Origin of the sequence: Xenorhabdus taiwanensis, from assembly GCF_036512875.1 — a bacterium.
GTDB lineage: Bacteria > Pseudomonadota > Gammaproteobacteria > Enterobacterales > Enterobacteriaceae > Xenorhabdus > Xenorhabdus taiwanensis.
This window is the reverse complement of record NZ_AP028978.1, coordinates 161,016-178,188: the sequence shown is the minus strand read 5'-3', so window position 1 is coordinate 178,188 and position 17,173 is coordinate 161,016. Positions and strand designations below refer to the sequence as shown.

Annotated in this window: 13 protein-coding genes; 8 read left to right on the top strand and 5 right to left on the bottom strand. The window is 45.4% G+C overall.

All coding sequences use genetic code 11. The annotated features are described in order from the left end of the window. Positions 1-15: 15 nt before the first annotated feature. Positions 16-2,097: an ATP-dependent DNA helicase RecG gene (gene recG, locus ACE1SE_RS00760; RefSeq protein ID WP_374052246.1), complete on the top strand. Its 2,082-nt coding sequence runs from the start codon at positions 16-18 to the stop codon at positions 2,095-2,097. 97 nt (positions 2,098-2,194) lie between these two features. On the opposite strand, the gene gltS is transcribed toward recG, so the two are convergent. Next, the gene (gltS, locus tag ACE1SE_RS00755; protein WP_374052245.1) at positions 2,195-3,409 is read right to left on the bottom strand and encodes a sodium/glutamate symporter; all 1,215 of its coding nucleotides are present in this window, start codon (positions 3,407-3,409) and stop codon (positions 2,195-2,197) included. Between the two features lie 241 nt (positions 3,410-3,650). On the opposite strand from gltS, the gene ACE1SE_RS00750 reads away from it, so the two are divergent. Together ACE1SE_RS00750 and ACE1SE_RS00745 are read left to right on the top strand one after the other, a co-directional pair. Beyond that, the gene (locus ACE1SE_RS00750) at positions 3,651-5,036 is read left to right on the top strand and encodes a nucleobase:cation symporter-2 family protein (protein ID WP_374052244.1); all 1,386 of its coding nucleotides are present in this window, start codon (positions 3,651-3,653) and stop codon (positions 5,034-5,036) included. Between the two features lie 139 nt (positions 5,037-5,175). Then, entirely contained in the window at positions 5,176-6,930 is a 1,755-nt protein-coding gene (locus tag ACE1SE_RS00745; RefSeq protein ID WP_374052243.1) for an AsmA family protein, read from the top strand. Here ACE1SE_RS00745 and fabY read toward each other — a convergent pair. The 4 genes from fabY to typA form a co-directional block, all read right to left on the bottom strand. Further along, a complete protein-coding gene (gene fabY / locus ACE1SE_RS00740) occupies positions 6,920-7,837 on the bottom strand; it encodes a fatty acid biosynthesis protein FabY (RefSeq protein WP_374052242.1) in 918 nt (305 codons plus the stop codon). The two genes, ACE1SE_RS00745 and fabY, sit on opposite strands and share 11 nt — an antisense overlap. 48 nt (positions 7,838-7,885) lie before the next feature. Then, positions 7,886-8,323 carry a D-aminoacyl-tRNA deacylase gene (dtd, locus tag ACE1SE_RS00735; RefSeq protein WP_374052241.1) on the bottom strand — a complete coding sequence of 146 codons (438 nt, stop codon included), beginning with the start codon at positions 8,321-8,323 and terminating at the stop codon, positions 7,886-7,888. A gap of 39 nt (positions 8,324-8,362) precedes the next feature. Further along, positions 8,363-8,980 (bottom strand): glucose-1-phosphatase, encoded by a 618-nt coding sequence (gene yihX / locus ACE1SE_RS00730; RefSeq protein ID WP_374052240.1) that lies wholly within the window; start codon positions 8,978-8,980, stop codon positions 8,363-8,365. Between the two features lie 265 nt (positions 8,981-9,245). Then, positions 9,246-11,069 carry a ribosome-dependent GTPase TypA gene (gene typA, locus ACE1SE_RS00725; protein WP_374052239.1) on the bottom strand — a complete coding sequence of 608 codons (1,824 nt, stop codon included), beginning with the start codon at positions 11,067-11,069 and terminating at the stop codon, positions 9,246-9,248. 499 nt (positions 11,070-11,568) lie between these two features. Between typA and glnA the strand changes: the two genes are divergently transcribed. The 5 genes from glnA (at position 11,569) to ACE1SE_RS00700 (ending at position 17,072) form a co-directional block, all read left to right on the top strand. Further along, positions 11,569-12,978, top strand: coding sequence for a glutamate--ammonia ligase (gene glnA / locus ACE1SE_RS00720; RefSeq protein WP_074023253.1), 1,410 nt, complete (start codon positions 11,569-11,571; stop codon positions 12,976-12,978). Positions 12,979-13,190: 212 nt separating this feature from the next. Continuing rightward, complete coding sequence (gene glnL / locus ACE1SE_RS00715; protein ID WP_374053548.1) at positions 13,191-14,234, top strand: nitrogen regulation protein NR(II); 1,044 nt, start codon at positions 13,191-13,193, stop codon at positions 14,232-14,234. 20 nt (positions 14,235-14,254) lie between these two features. Continuing rightward, a complete protein-coding gene (gene glnG, locus ACE1SE_RS00710) occupies positions 14,255-15,685 on the top strand; it encodes a nitrogen regulation protein NR(I) (RefSeq protein WP_374052238.1) in 1,431 nt (476 codons plus the stop codon). A gap of 385 nt (positions 15,686-16,070) precedes the next feature. After that, positions 16,071-16,631, top strand: coding sequence for a hypothetical protein (locus ACE1SE_RS00705; RefSeq protein WP_374052237.1), 561 nt, complete (start codon positions 16,071-16,073; stop codon positions 16,629-16,631). A 3-nt stretch (positions 16,632-16,634) separates the two neighbouring features. Continuing rightward, positions 16,635-17,072, top strand: a complete 438-nt coding sequence (locus ACE1SE_RS00700; RefSeq protein WP_374052236.1) for a type II toxin-antitoxin system YafO family toxin — start codon at positions 16,635-16,637, stop codon at positions 17,070-17,072. The last annotated feature ends 101 nt before the right edge of the window (positions 17,073-17,173 follow it).

Genomic DNA, 17,173 nt, shown 5'->3' with positions numbered 1-17,173 from the left:
TGACGGAGAAATCGTATGAAAGGCCAACTGCTTGATGCCATCCCCTTAACCACATTGCGTGGTGTTGGAGCCAATCAGGTCACTAAACTCGCTAAGTTAGGGTTGGTCAATCTACAGGATCTGCTTTTGCATATGCCTCTCCGTTATGAGGATCAAACCCGCCTGTATACCATTAATGAGTTGCTGCCCGGCACTTATGCCACGGTAACAGGTGAAATATTACGTACCAATGTAGCGTTTGGGCGGCGGCGCATTATGACCTGTCAAATCAGTGATGGCACAGGTATATTGACCCTGCGTTTCTTCAATTTTACTGCCGCCATGAAAAATAATCTGGTCGCAGGAAAGCACGTTGTTGCTTATGGGGAAATTCGTCGCGGCAATCAAGGGCCAGAGATGATCCATCCTGAATATAAAGTCCAGCAACACGCCAGCCGTATCCAACTGCAAGAGACGTTAACTCCTATCTATCCCACAACAGAAGGGGTGCGCCAGACAACACTGCGCAAGTTAATCGATCAGGCATTGGAAATATTAGATACCTGTGCCATTAATGAATTGCTGCCGGAAGAATTCAGCCGGAAGATCATTAGCCTGCCTGACGCACTGCGTACATTGCACCATCCCCCGCCGGATACTTCTTTGGCCGATTTGGAAAATGGCCGACACCCAGCCCAACAAAGGTTGATTCTGGAAGAATTGCTGGCGCATCATTTAAGTATGTTGGCAGTCAGAGCTGGAACCCAGCGCTTTCATGCATTTCCCTTAACGGCAGATGATTCGCTAAAGCAGAAGCTTCTGAGCCAGTTACCATTCTCACCCACAGGCGCACAAACCCGTGTCGTTGCAGAAATAGAACATGATTTGGCAAAAAATGTCCCTATGATGCGTCTGATACAAGGGGATGTCGGTTCGGGAAAAACATTGGTGGCAGCACTGACAGCCGCCCGTGCCATTGTTCACGGCAAGCAAGTGGCTCTGATGGCACCAACTGAGCTTTTGGCAGAGCAACATGCCAATACCTTCCGCCAATGGCTTGAACCACTCGGTATTCAGGTCGGTTGGCTGGCTGGCAAACAGAAAGGCAAGGCGCGTCAGGCACAACAAGAGGCGATAGCTAGCGGTCAAGTGAGCATGGTTGTCGGTACTCATGCCATGTTTCAGGAGCAAGTAAAATTTGCCGGACTAGCACTGGTTATCATTGATGAGCAACATCGATTCGGTGTTCATCAACGTCTGGCATTATGGGAAAAGGGACGCGAACAAGGCTTTCATCCCCATCAATTGATCATGACTGCGACCCCTATTCCACGCACATTGGCAATGACCGCTTACGCCGATCTGGATACTTCTATCATTGATGAATTGCCACCAGGCCGAACACCAGTCACAACGGTTGCCATCCCAGATACTCGCCGGAACGATATTATCCAACGTATCAAAAGTGCCTGTCTGGATGAAGGCCGTCAGGCTTATTGGGTATGTACCCTGATCGAAGATTCGGAGGTACTGGAAGCGCAAGCAGCACAAGCAACCAGCGAAGACCTGACACTGGCATTGCCTGAATTGAAAATCGGCTTAGTGCACGGGCGGATGAAACCGGCAGAAAAACAAGCCATCATGGAAGCTTTCAAGCAAGGTGAAATACAATTGCTGGTTGCCACGACAGTCATCGAAGTCGGGGTAGATGTGCCCAATGCCAGCCTGATGATCATCGACAATCCTGAACGGTTAGGGTTAGCCCAATTGCACCAGCTTCGAGGGCGCGTCGGACGTGGAGCCATTGCTTCTCACTGTGTCCTGCTCTATAAAACCCCACTGACCAATACAGCCAAAATTCGCCTGCAAGTTTTACGGGACAGTAATGATGGTTTTGTGATTGCCCAGAAAGATTTGGAGATCCGTGGGCCAGGTGAATTACTTGGTACACGCCAAACGGGCAATGCAGAATTTAGGATCGCGGATTTATTGCGGGATCAAAGTATGCTGCCCGAAGTTCAGCGTATCGCCCGCTATATCCACCAGCACTACCCTGAATATGCCAAAGCGCTGATTGAACGCTGGTTGCCGGAGCGTTCTCAATATAGTCATGCTTAAGTTCTAAAGAAAACCCAAAAACGGCACAATAAAAATGCCGCTGAAAATTTCAGCGGCATTTTTCACCAAGATATTGGCGAACCAAAAGTAAATTAATTTAACCGGCTATAGATGGGAACATCGGTAATAACAGATATAATTTAATGACGGCAGCGTTAACGATATCAATAAAGAACGCCCCCACCATTGGCACGAGTAAGAATGCCACATGTGATGGCCCAAAACGGTCGGTGATCGCTTGCATATTCGCAATAGCTGTTGGTGTTGCACCTAAGCCAAAACCACAGTGACCGGCTGACAATACTGCCGCGTCGAAATTCTTGCCCATGATGCGGTAAGTGACGAAAATAGCATATAAAGCCATAACCAAAGTCTGCACGCCAAGAATGATCAACATTGGCAGCGCAAGGGAAGCCAATTGCCACAGTTTCAGGCTCATCAATGCCATTGCCAGGAACAACGATAAACTGACGTTACCCAAGACCGACACCGCGCGATCAAATACCCGATAAAAACCAAGCAGGGATAAACCGTTACTGAGAACGACACCAACAAACAGAACACATACAAACGTCGGCAGTTCAAAGGCTGTGCCTTGTAGCAGTTTCTCAATAAACTTACCCGCCAATAAGCAGATGGAAACCATAGCAATAGTTTCCACCATCACTAATGGCGTAATAAGCCGACCAGTATAAGGTTTCTCAAATGCCGTCGGCAGCTCAGTATCCTCACCTCCCAATCCTGGGGTTTTGGTATTTTTCACCAACATACGGGCAACAGGACCACCAATCAGGCCACCTAAAACCAGGCCAAATGTTGCACATGCCATTGCTACTTCCGTCGCATTTTCAAAGCCATAGCGTTCAGTGAATACCTTGCCCCAAGCGGCTCCTGTTCCATGCCCACCAGACAGTGTAATAGAGCCTGCCAGCAATCCCATTAGTGGATCAAGGCCAAGCATTTTCGCCAATGCGATGCCTACGGTATTTTGTACTAATAACAGGCCAACAACCACGAAGACAAAAATGACCAAAAATTTCCCACCTGCTTTTAAGCTGGCAAGGTTAGCGTTCAAGCCGATGGTGGCAAAGAACATCAACATGAGAGGCTCTTGGAGGGATAAATCAAAATTAACTTCCCAACCCGTGGATTGTTTAACCGCCAGCAAAACTAACGCAACCAATAATCCACCTGCGACGGGCTCAGGAATAGTATATTTCTCAAGGAATGAGACTGATTGTACGAGTTTTCTTCCTAGTAGCAAAACAAGTGTGGCAGCAACGAGCGTGCCATAAATATCCAGATGATACATCGATGTACCTCATCCATTGTTAATATTATGTGAACTTAATGTGACGTTAAAATCATCCTATAAAAACGCCAAGAGCAGGTAAGGATTGGATTAGAAATAAAATTATCCATAAACACAAGTTAAAACATTTAAAAATGTGACGGGATTAAGTCGTAATTCATGATGAAAACTTAACGCAAACGATTGCTTTAGTGATGAGAATCATTAAAATGCGCTTTTTGTCTATCTGGAATTTCACAACATGGTCAATTTACCCCGTGAATCCAATTCATCAGAAGTTCCCAATAAATCAAACAACGAACTGATCTATCGTCTGGAAGATAGGCCACCGCTTCCACATGCCTTATTTGCTGCATGCCAACATTTACTGGCTATGTTTGTAGCTGTTATTACGCCAGCAATGCTGATTTGCCAGGCTCTGGAGCTTCCAGAACAGGATACCCAACGCATTATCAGTATGTCCCTGTTTGCCTCAGGCCTGGCATCACTTATTCAAATTCGCTCTTGGGGGCCCATTGGCTCTGGACTGCTTTCAATTCAGGGCACCAGTTTTAATTTCGTTGCCCCACTGATTATGGGCGGCCTGGCGTTGAAAAATGGCGGTGCGGATATTCCAACTATGATGGCAGCCTTGTTCGGTACACTGATGCTGGCCTCAATGACGGAAGTGCTGCTCTCACGTGTGCTACATTTGGCAAGACGGATCATTACACCTCTGGTATCCGGTATCGTGGTGATGATTATTGGCTTATCGCTAATTCAAGTGGGACTAACTTCGATGGGTGGTGGTTATTCTGCGATTCAAAACGGCACATTTGGCGCGCCTGAGAACCTGCTGCTCGCTGGATCTGTTCTTGCGGTTATCGTGTTACTGAATCGCCAAAATAACCCTTACTTGCGTGTCGCTTCTCTGGTCATTGCCATGGCAGTGGGTTATCTGCTGGCCTGGTACATGGATATGTTGCCCGTTTCAACACCAAAAGAAGATGCACCAATCATCACAGTTCCTTCGCCTCTCTATTATGGCTTGTCTTTTGACTGGAACCTGTTGATCCCACTGATTCTGATTTTTATGGTGACATCACTGGAAACGATTGGTGATATCACAGCAACCTCAGATGTCTCCGAACAACCGGTCAGTGGCCCACTCTACATGAAACGTCTCAAGGGCGGGGTGCTGGCAAATGGCCTTAATTCTATGGTTTCAGCCGTATTCAATACGTTTCCAAATTCCTGTTTTGGTCAGAATAATGGCGTGATCCAGCTAACTGGTGTTGCCAGTCGCCATGTCGGTTACATGATTGCTGCAATGCTGATCCTATTAGGGCTGTTTCCTGCCGTGGCAGGTTTTGTACAACATATTCCTGAGCCTGTTCTGGGAGGGGCGACGATTGTGATGTTTGGCACTATCGCTGCATCTGGGGTTAGAATAGTTTCCCGCGAACCTCTGAATCGACGTGCCATTATGATCATCGCACTGTCCCTGGCCGTGGGGTTAGGTGTTTCTCAACAACCGCTGATTTTACAGTTTGCTCCTGATTGGGTGAAAAACTTACTCTCTTCAGGTATTGCCGCCGGTGGGTTAACTGCCATTCTGCTTAACCTAATTTTTCCCCAAGAAAAATAATTGGCAGATTTTTGTATGATACTTCTCTCCCGCCTTATTCGCGGGAGTTTTCTTTTTTAGATAAATCCTCTATTGAGTGCTGCTCTATTTTACGGCATAAAAGGACTTCTATTGGAAGGTCACACTGCTGAGGTGAAATATGAGGTGGTTAGGGAAATTTTTTGTCACTCTTCTATTAGTGCTAATTTTGGCAATCATAGTTATTTATGTTGTTGCCCAAACGCATTGGGGAGCCAAACAGTTAAGCCAATGGCTCAGCAGACAAGGGCATTATCAAGTCAGTATTGAAAGCATCAGCCATAGCTGGCAGCAGCCTGCTACCATATCACTTAACCATATTAATATTAGTGACAAACAAAGTCCTTTCTCACTCAATGCCGATACCATTAATCTCGATTTCAAATGGCAGCATTTACTGTCCCCCCAAAATCTCCATCGTCTGACCTTGCAACAAGGGACATTGCTACTGTATAAAAATAAAATTCCCCTTTTTTTACAATCGGATATCTTACAACTGAACCAGATGAATATTCAGCTAAAGAGTCCCAACACACATATTCAAGGGGAGAATATTACGGGAGGCATTACCCCCTGGGCTCCTGCTGTGGGCAATCCATTTGGTAATGGAAAATATCAATTCAGTGCCAGTACGATCCATTTAAATGACATATCTGTTGAAAACGCCGTTGTGCAAGGCAGTTACCAGAATAAGGCCCTGACTATCGACTCTTTTGGCGCAACATTTCTGCAAGGCGCTATTTCTGGCGATGGTCAGCAATTGCCGGACGGCAGTTGGCACTGGAACAATATCCTGCTCAGTGATATTCGCTGGCAAACACCGATGACTCTGGGCGAGTTGAAAGAAAAAATCAGTCATCTGCCGGCTATGTATGTCAAAGATCTCAATATCACTAATGCCAAACTGCAAGGACAAAATTGGTCTGTTGATTATCTGGATAGCACCATCAAAAACTTAGGCTTAGTCAACGGCCGTTGGAACGCCGAAGATGGGTTGATGGATTTTAATGCGATGAACATGACGTTGGATAATGAGCAGTTCAGCGACACGCTTGGAAAATTCCGTTTTTCTGGTGATACCTTTACCATCGCAAACCTGACAACCCACTATCAAAAAGGATTGTTCAATATCCAGTCTCAATGGGATCGCAAAAGTCAGCTCCTTACCCTCAAAGAGAGCTCTGTAACAGGGTTGCTTTATGCTCTGCCACCAACATGGCTCAACTATTTCAAACAGCCTGCACCGGAATGGATTTCAGGAGTAAAACTCAATGATATTACTATCAATAATACGCTGCTGATTAATACCAATCCCAATTTCCCGTTCCAGCTCACCACCCTTGCCGCCCATATTGACAATATGGATATCTTGAAAAATGGCAAGTGGGGGTTGTGGAATGGTCAGGCATCGCTGCAAGCGGCTGCGGGAACATTTAACAAAATCGAAATAACCCGTCCTTATCTGCAATTGCACGCCACAGACGGCAAAGCCATCATTGATAAATTGAATGGTTTTACACATGAAGGACTGCTGCAAGTTACTGGCTCGGCGGAACAACAAACTGCTCATACCCCTTTTAATCTCAATTTCAAAGGCATGAATGCAGATTTGAACATCTTGCCACAGTGGGGTTGGGTACCGCTTAAGATTCAGGGAGAAGGAAATTTCTCACTCGCTATCACAGGAGATCTCTCCGCTGACGATGTGAAAGGAACAATAAACGGGACATTGGTTGCTGAAGATAAATCATCAAACAAAGAGTCACAATCTGTTGAGCAAGGTTTGATCTCAACGAGCCGCTGTACCCCAACAGCACCCTCTTCCGTAGATAATCCTGCTATGGAGAACCAAACCTGCGCAAAACTCAAGCTTTAGTAAGACGTTCGGAAGGCAGGACGATATAAGTACCGGTGAACACACTACCTACGCCATGTTCACCGCTAACCTGCACTTCCACCGTTACGCGTGCTTTATTGCCGCGGGCAAGACGGGCAAGGTCTCCGCTCATATTATTAAAATCCGCAGTTGCACAGGGGCGCCCTGTAATCGGTTGCCCATAACGAATATTGGCATCCACTAAAATGATATCTCCCCCCAACTGGCGCTCCTGTAGCAACAACCAAATCAATCCCCATGCCGTCAAAGTGGCCTGAGAAAATAAGCTACCGGCGAAAATAGTATGATGTGGATTCTGGTTTCCGGCTTCGGGCATCGTTGTGATGAAACGCTGCCCGGTATATTGGGTGATCCTCAGCCCCATCTTTTCACTCAAAGGAATTTGCTTATGCCATGCCTGCTGCAACTCCGCACACCAATCAGGACGGTGCAAGATATCATCAAGGCTTATTATCGGTTTTATCATGAGGAAATGGTTAATCGGAGACGCTTTAGCACCATTGATCAAACCACGGTTTTGAAAACCCAACTTGTCGAAGAAATCAACCGCATCTTCCCGTGCGCTGCAAACAATTCGTTTCACACCTTCCTGTCTGGCTACCGATTCCAATGCCATCGCAATCAGTGTCCCCAAACCTTTTCGTTGTACATTAGGATGTACAGCCAAAAAACGAATAGCACCTTCATTGTCCGCATTGATATATAAGCGCCCAACAGCCAGTGGTTTCCCCTGTTCATCAACTACCATTTGATGGTGTGCCATCGAATCATAACCATCTTTCTCTGATCCGGCGGGCTGATGAAGCGGTTTACGCAACATCTCCCAACGAAATTGGTAATAGGTTTCCAACTCTTGTTCTGTTTGAGGTACTCTCAGATGGTACATAGAAACAACCCCTTCTCTTGTGTGTGTCATGTGTAGCCAGAGAAACACTCATACTTGCAACCAGAAAGTCACTGGCCCGTCATTTGTCAAATTGACTTTCATGTCTGCCGCAAATTTCCCCGTTTCTGTTTTTACACCAGTTACACGGCACTGTTCAACAAAATAGCGATAAAGTTCCTCGGCTTTTTGTGGTTCAGCACCACCAGAAAAGCTGGGTCTTAAGCCTTTCTGCGTGTCCGCAGCCAGTGTAAATTGCGATACCACCAGCAAACTACCACCAGCCTGCTGAACGTTAAGGTTCATTTTCCCCTGCTCATCGCTGAATACCCGATACCCGATTACCTTGTCGCATAAACGTTGCGCTTTCTGTGGGGTATCGTCTTTTTCAACCCCCAGCAACACCAGCAACCCCTGTCCAATTTCTCCAATCGTTTCACTTTCAACAACAACCTTTGCCTGTGTTACACGCTGAATTAATGCGATCATTTCTCTTGCCTGTTATTCCGTTGCAATAAGCAAACGAGGTTAATTTTTTGAGGGATGCGAGAAAGTATGTGATTTAAAATAATCAGGGATCACATTTCTGTCAGTCACATGAATGGCATTGATGCCTGGTTTTTTTGTTGCTTCGACGTTTTCTAAAAGATCATCAAAGAATATGGTTTGATCTGCTGCCATACCTTCTGCCGCAAGCACATAGTTAAAAATATCAAGATTGGGTTTACGCATCCCCAATTCGTGGGATAGGTAAAGGAAATCCGCTGATATGGCAATCTCAGGATAATGCACTGAGCAGTAATCAATATGCAGACGATTTGTATTGGACAGCACAACCACACGATGCCCTTGTGTACGCAATCTATTCATTATCTCAATGACTTCTTGCCTGACACCGATAAAGATTGCATTCCAACCTTCGACAAATTGTTCAAAACTGAGAGAGACCTCCATTTCATCACACATCATTTCTGCAAATTTAGTATCACTAATTTGCCCACGTTCATGTTTTTCAACCAATTCCCTCATCGAAAATTTTGAGGTTAATGTTGCCAGTGGTGTCCCACTCAGATTACTCCAAACAGCCAACATCCTTTTAAAATCAATATCAATAATCACGTTACCCAGATCGAAAATATACAGCATAATCCCTCCTGACTGACGCTCATTGTTTACTCCTTTTATCATATTTTTGTTAAGAAAAAAGAATGAAGAGGTAAAAAAACAAATAAATTGTTCTTCTTATGAAGTGTCTTATAAATCGTCGTTGAAGCTCTTGACTGGCTACCGACCGATCAGCAGGAATAGATAACAAGATGGCTGGAAGGAGATATCATAAAAGAACTCAGGGCACCGAAGCGCCCTAAGCTGTTGATGTTCAAACTGTCATATGCAATGCATAATCCAGAAATTAAACTTCTTTGCTACGATTTGCACGACGGCGATCGTTTTCGGTCAAATGACGCTTACGCAAGCGAATTGACACTGGAGTTACTTCAACCAACTCGTCGTCGTCAATAAACTCCAACGCCTGTTCCAATGTTTTCTTGATATGTGGAGACAGTGTTGTCGCTTCATCTGTACCTGATGCACGCACGTTAGTCAGTTTCTTACCGGTCAGACAGTTAACGGTCAGGTCATTTGAACGTGAGTGAATACCAATAATCTGGCCTTCATACACTTCAGTACCATGACCCAGGAACAATTTACCACGCTCCTGCAAACCATACAGCGCGTAAGCAACTGCCTTGCCTTGTCCGTTGGAAATCAGCACACCATTCTGGCGACGGCCAATCTCACCAGGGCGGATGTCATCATAGTGGCTGAATGTTGCATACAACAAACCAGTACCCGAAGTCATGGTCATGAATTCAGTACGGAAGCCAATCAAACCACGGCTAGGAATGACGTAATCAAGACGAACGCGACCCTTACCATCTGGCAGCATGTCACGCATTTCACCTTTACGCTCACCCAATGCCTGCATTACATCGCCTTGATGCTGTTCTTCGATATCCAGAGTTACCTGCTCGAAAGGCTCCTGCTTACGGCCATCAATTTCACGGAAAATCACTTTTGGACGGGAAACCGCTAACTCGAAACCTTCACGACGCATGTTCTCGATCAGAACGGACAGGTGCAGTTCACCACGGCCTGATACACGGAATGCGTCTGGATCTTCAGTTTCTTCAACACGCAGTGCTACGTTATGAACCAGCTCTTTTTTCAGACGATCAAGGATCTGGCGAGAAGTCACGTACTTACCTTCACGACCACAGAACGGTGAAGTATTGACACAGAAGTACATGCTTACGGTAGGTTCATCAACTGCCAGTGCTGGCAACGCTTCAACCGCATTGACTTCACACAGGGTATCAGAAATGTTCAGCTCACCCAGGCCGGTAATGGCGATGATATCGCCGGCTTCCGCCTTATCAGACTCAATACGCTCCAATCCCAGATGGCTAAAGACCTTGCCGACTTTACCGTTGCGCGTTTTACCTTCGCTGTCGATGATAGTGATATTTTGGTTTGTTTTTACCATACCACGCTTAATGCGACCGATACCGATAACCCCAACGTAGTTATTGTAATCCAACTGCGAAATTTGCATCTGGAATGGGCCGTCAAGGTCAACCTTAGGCGGTTCAACATGCTCAACGATTGCCTGATACAGCGGAGTCATGTCTTCAGCCATCTCGGTATGATCGTTACCCGCGATCCCCATCAGTGCAGAAGCATAAATAATTGGGAAATCTAACTGCTCATCGGTTGCACCGAGATTCACGAACAAGTCAAATACTTGATCCACAACCCAGTCAGGGCGAGCGCCAGGACGGTCAACTTTGTTGATCACCACAATAGGCTTCAGGCCGTGAGCAAACGCTTTCTGGGTCACAAAACGTGTCTGTGGCATTGGGCCATCCATCGCATCAACCAGCAACAGAACACTGTCGACCATTGACATTACACGTTCAACTTCACCACCAAAATCGGCATGGCCTGGGGTGTCTACGATATTGATACGATAGTCATTCCATCTGATGGCCGTATTCTTTGCAAGGATGGTAATACCACGTTCTTTTTCCAGATCATTGGAATCCATCACACGCTCAGTTGTTGCAGCACGCTCCCCAAAGGTACCGGACTGTTGCAGGAGTTTATCAACCAGCGTGGTTTTGCCATGGTCGACGTGAGCGATGATGGCGATATTTCTTAAGTTATTAATTGACAAGTATTTTTACCGTTTTAGCTATTTGAGGACATATTACATGCATGCAGCGTGGCAGAACGCCGCTACAACATCTAACGCAAAAATGCTGCTATTTTACACGTTATGGCTACAGAGTGAAATAAATGTGAGATGTATCACCTTAGAAGGTGGTAATTGAATCGTCACAATTGGGCAATACATTTATCGGCACCCTAGTTGGCGCCCTGAATGGCACCATAATAGTGCAATGATGGGGTCATTATTCACTATTTTAGTGCAAAAATATCAAAAATCCCGCTTTTCTCTTATGTGGATTTTTCTTTCCCCATTGCTATCTACCTTTATCATACTGATATTAAATATTTTTAAAATATTGGCACACTTTTCGCATTAATCTTAGCAAGAGTGATTTCATAAGCGTTATCCATACAAAGATCCACAATCGCCCTTAACTTTTAAGATAAAACAGCCTGCTTCTTGCTCTGTTTTATCAAGCCGACGTAAACCTAGGAGAACCAGTATGTCCGCTGAACATGTTTTGTCCATGATTGAAGAACATCAGGTGAAGTTTATTGACTTACGCTTTACTGATACTAAAGGTAAAGAACAACATATCACTATTCCTGCCCACCAAGTTGATGAAGACTTCTTTGAAGATGGCAAAATGTTTGACGGTTCATCTATCGGTGGCTGGAAAGGTATCAATGAATCCGACATGGTGCTAATGCCAGATCCGAGTACCGCGATGCTTGATCCCTTCTTTAATGATGCCACCCTGATCCTGCGCTGCGATATCCTCGAACCCGGCACCATGCAAGGCTATAGCCGCGATCCTCGCTCCATTGCGAAACGCGCAGAAGATTTTCTGCGGGCAAGCGATATTGCTGATACCGTTTTATTTGGGCCAGAACCCGAATTCTTCTTATTCGATGATATCCGTTTCGGCAATTCCATTTCTGGCTCTTACTACCATATTGACGATACGGAAGCTGCATGGAACAGCGGAACACGCTATGAAGGCGGTAACAAAGGCCATCGTCCTGGTATTAAAGGTGGCTACTTTCCGGTTCCTCCTGTGGATTCTTCCCAAGACCTGCGTTCAGCCATGTGCCTGACAATGGAAAAAATGGGTTTAGTTGTTGAAGCTCACCACCATGAGGTCGCAACTGCCGGACAAAACGAAGTTGCCACCCGCTTTAATACCATGACCAAAAAAGCGGATGAAACCCAGATTTATAAATATGTGGTTCATAACGTTGCCGATAAATTTGGCAAGACCGCGACATTTATGCCAAAACCGTTGGTGGGCGATAATGGTTCAGGTATGCACTGTCATATGTCGCTGTCCAAAAATGGCACTAACCTGTTTGCGGGTGATAAATATGGTGGCTTGTCCGAAATGGCACTTTACTATATCGGCGGTGTCATCAAACATGCTCGTGCGTTAAATGCCTTTACCAACCCAACCACTAACTCGTACAAACGTCTGGTGCCTGGCTTTGAAGCTCCGGTTATGCTGGCCTATTCTGCCCGTAACCGTTCTGCTTCTATCCGTATTCCTGTGGTCGCCAGCGCCAAAGCTCGCCGTATTGAAGTGCGTTTCCCTGATCCCGCAGCAAATCCTTATCTGGCCTTCGCTGCGCTGTTGATGGCAGGTTTAGATGGTATCATCAACAAAATCCATCCAGGTGATGCGATGGATAAAAACTTATATGACCTGCCCGCCGAAGAAGCCCAAGAGATCCCAACTGTGGCCTCTTCTTTGGAAGAAGCGCTGGCCGCATTGGATGCCGACCGCGAATTCCTGACACGCGGCGGTGTTTTCACTGATGATACGATTGATGCTTATATCAATTTATTGAATGGGGAAATTGAACGTGTCCGCATGACACCACATCCCCTGGAGTTTGAACTGTATTACAGTGTGTAGTGCCTTATCGGGTAATGTTCCGTAACGTAATAGCATGCATTACTAGTGTTTTTTTGTTGCCGTGAAACTTTTGGCCCATCTTTGGATGGGCTTTTTTCCCTTACATATACACAATTGTATTACCCATGAGGATATATGCTGAGCGGAAGGATTCATCAAACTATGCTTGAATAAGCTACAATGCACCAAAAAAGTGCAGGAACTGAATGACAATGGTTAGTTTGCCCAAAGCAGAACAGATTCTCGACTCACAGATAAACAACGTCCTGGTACTGGATAATGATTTGGTTATTCGCTACGCCAATCATTCTGCTATGCAACTTCTTGCACAAAGTTCCCGTAAATTATTCGGTACGCCTCTTCCTATCCTGTTTAGCTATATTTCACTGGATACAGAGCTGATGCGTTCCAGTTTGATCAACGGTCATGGCTTTACCGATAACGAAGTCTTATTAGTGATCAATAATCACTCTCATGTGATGTCGCTCAGTGCCCAACCAATTTCCGAACAGTTTATCCTGCTGGAACTGGCATCTATGGACAGTCAACGCCGGTTAAGCCAAGAGCAGATCCAACAAGCACAGCAGGCTGCTGCGCGGGAACTGGTTCGGGGGCTGGCACATGAAATCAAGAACCCTCTTGGCGGATTGCGGGGAGCCGCACAGTTGCTTGCCAAAGCACTGCCAGATCCCTCCCTGAGGGAATATACTCAAGTGATCATTGAGCAAGCAGACAGGCTACGCAACCTCGTTGATCGATTATTGGGGCCACAGCATCCAGGCTCCCAAACCCGCCAAAGCATTCACCATGTAGTCGAACGGGTCTATCAACTGGTCTCACTGGAAATGCCTGCCAATGTCACGCTGATTAAAGATTATGATCCGAGCTTGCCGGAGCTGGCACATTATCCTGACCAAATTGAGCAGGTATTACTGAATATCACCCGCAATGCCCTACAAGCACTGGGTGAGAAGGGAGGAATTATCACCCTGAGAACACGAACAGCATTCCAGATTACCTTACAGGGTGAACGTTACCGATTGGCAGCTCGAATTGATATTGAAGATGATGGGCCTGGTATTCCTCCCAATATTCAGGATACGCTTTTTTACCCGATGGTCAGCGGGTATGCAGGCGGAACTGGACTTGGCTTATCCATAGCACGTAATCTTATCGACCAACATGCTGGCAAAATTGAATTTACCAGTTGGCCTGGGCATACGGAATTTTCCATTTACCTGCCGATCAAGAAATAACCGTTAAGTAGGGGGTGACAATGCAACGAGGAAAAGTCTGGATCGTTGATGATGACAGTTCTATCCGCTGGGTACTTGAACGAGCGTTGAGTGGCGCAGGGATGGAGTGTATCAGTTTTGAAAATGCCGATGCCGTATTGGCCGCGCTAGGACAGGGGAATCCAGAAGTTATTCTGTCAGATATCCGTATGCCCGGATTGGACGGATTTAGCCTGCTCAACCAGATAAAGCAGAACTACCCACAGCTTCCAGTCATCATTATGACGGCCCATTCTGATCTGGATGCCGCAGTCAGTGCCTATCAACATGGCGCATTCGATTATCTGCCAAAGCCTTTCGATATTGATGAAACTGTTGCGCTGGTTGAACGCGCACTGAGTCATTATCGGGAACAACACCAATCAGCCTCCAATCCGCAGTTGCCGGTATCGGTTTCAGATATGATCGGAGAAGCCCCCGCTATGCAGGAGGTATACCGGATTATCGGTCGCCTTTCCCGCTCTTCCATCAGCGTGTTAATTAATGGTGAATCCGGCACAGGAAAAGAGCTGGTTGCCCATGCCCTTCACCGCCACAGTCCACGCGCATCTGCACCATTTATTGCCCTGAATATGGCGGCAATCCCGAAAGACCTGATTGAATCCGAACTGTTTGGTCACGAAAAAGGCGCCTTCACAGGGGCAAATCAAGTACGTCACGGTCGTTTTGAGCAAGCCAATGGTGGTTCACTGTTTTTGGATGAAATTGGTGATATGCCACTGGATATCCAAACTCGCCTGCTGCGAGTGCTGGCCGAAGGACAATTCTATCGAGTCGGAGGCTATGCACCCGTGAAAGTGAATGTTCGTATTATCGCTGCCACTCACCAGAATCTTGAGCAACGCGTTGCAGAAGGTAAATTCAGGGAAGATCTCTACCATCGCCTGAATGTGATTCGTGTTCAGTTACCGCCTTTGCGGGACAGAGTCGAAGATATACCTCGTCTGGTACACCATTTCCTGCAACAAACGGCCAAAGAGCTGGGCGTTGAAGCCAAGGTACTGCATCCTGATACAGAATTCGCTCTGATGCGCCTGCCGTGGTCGGGCAATGTCCGCCAGTTGGAAAACGTCTGCCGCTGGCTGACCGTGATGGCGGCAAGCAAGGAGGTACTGGTACAGGATCTGCCCGCTGACCTGATTGGCAACCAACCGACAGGACAGACAGGGAACTCCTCGATTTCACGCTCCACGCTACCTGAAAACTGGTCACAACTGCTGGCTGAATGGGCACAATACGCCTTAAAAGAGGGAAAAACTGATCTTCTTGCCGATGCCTTACCATTGCTGGAACGCACTCTGCTTAATTGCGCGCTGGAATATACCAATGGACACAAACAGGAAGCCGCCCGTTTGCTGGGTTGGGGAAGAAATACGATAACGCGGAAATTGAAGGAGCTGGGGTTACAATAAGCTTCACAGTACTACCGATGATGCCCTTCTAAGTGTCAAGTTGTTATTTGCCTGCTGTTGATCTGCCGATTTTGGTTACGCAATAAGGTAAATATCTCTCTGGATATATAGCGTTTTAAACACCAGAATTTCCCTTTTAATTTAGTCGGATAACTGCACAGATTAATTCTCATCACATGTATAACATTTAATACAAAGTAATAGCAATATGATACCATCTTGCTAAATCATGCTTCTAATTTGTTTCCATCTTCTTTAATCATGCTTATATAAGTTGTTAATTCCCTTTTTCACGTGATTGTAAGATTAAGCAATGTATCGTATAGTGATACATAGTGACGCATTATGACACACTATGATCAACTATTTGATAAGGTAAAACGTCATGAATCTACCACTAAAAAGTTGTTTAACAGGGCTCTTATTTGGAGGCGCTTTAACGATCCCTTCATTTGCTGTTGAACAAATGGATTCAAAGGACGCTAGAAATAGGTTTAGCTTTAATATAGGTAAAACTACTTGTAACTTGGACGAATTAAAAACTCAATATCAAGAAAGGAGAATAATTGTTGATTCGTTAGCTAATGAAATCAGCGAATATTATCTAAATCTTCTAAGCCTTGATAAAGGCCAAGTTCAGGGTGTTATGCAGCAAAATGATTTGGAAATGAATAAAGCCTGTGAAGCCACAATAAGAGGGTTTGAGCAAGGACTTAAAGCTATGTTGAAACAAGACCGCCCAGATGAAGAGAAGCAAGAAATGAAGCTTTATCTTAAGTCTGTGGCAAAGGCTAGGTTTGAGATAGCCCGACTAAACGATTTTTCTCGCCAATTATTTATTTTGCCTAATATTTACAAAAGCGATATAAATAGAGACGCCTTATCAGAATTGGCTGCTTATACGACTGAAAAAATTAAGTCTGGGAATTTCTCATTTACTGGGTGATAAATGGAACAGGTAGACGTATCAATAAATGAATACTCAAGGAAAGATTTTTTTGATGACGTTTTCCTAAAGCACCCAGAACTTGAACAAGCTATATTGCGAGATTTTAAGCGCTATAAAGAAACTGGAGAATTACCAGATTATTTTGGCAGGGACGTTGCTTATACTCAACCAGAGGCAGCGTATAAATCGTGTATGATGCACATTCATCTTCGTTTTCCACCTGATTCATTCCCTAAAAGTAAAGTGCAGTATTATAGAACTTGCAAGCTAAATGATCCTAAAAACGATGCGTGTTTAGTTTATGTTCAAGGATTATTGGAAGAAAACAGGTTTTCTCTATTGGCAATAATGCATCCAGATGCCCACAGCAAAGCCAGAAATCCCAAAATAATGGGGTATTTAGCAAGAATAGCCCAAGATTTTAGAGATAATAACTAACCCGAATGGGCGAAAGCAAAAGCGATAAAAAGACGAAAAAGATGCTCAATTGATGAATTATTTATTTCGCATGTGAAATGTGCCTAATTTATTGATTCACC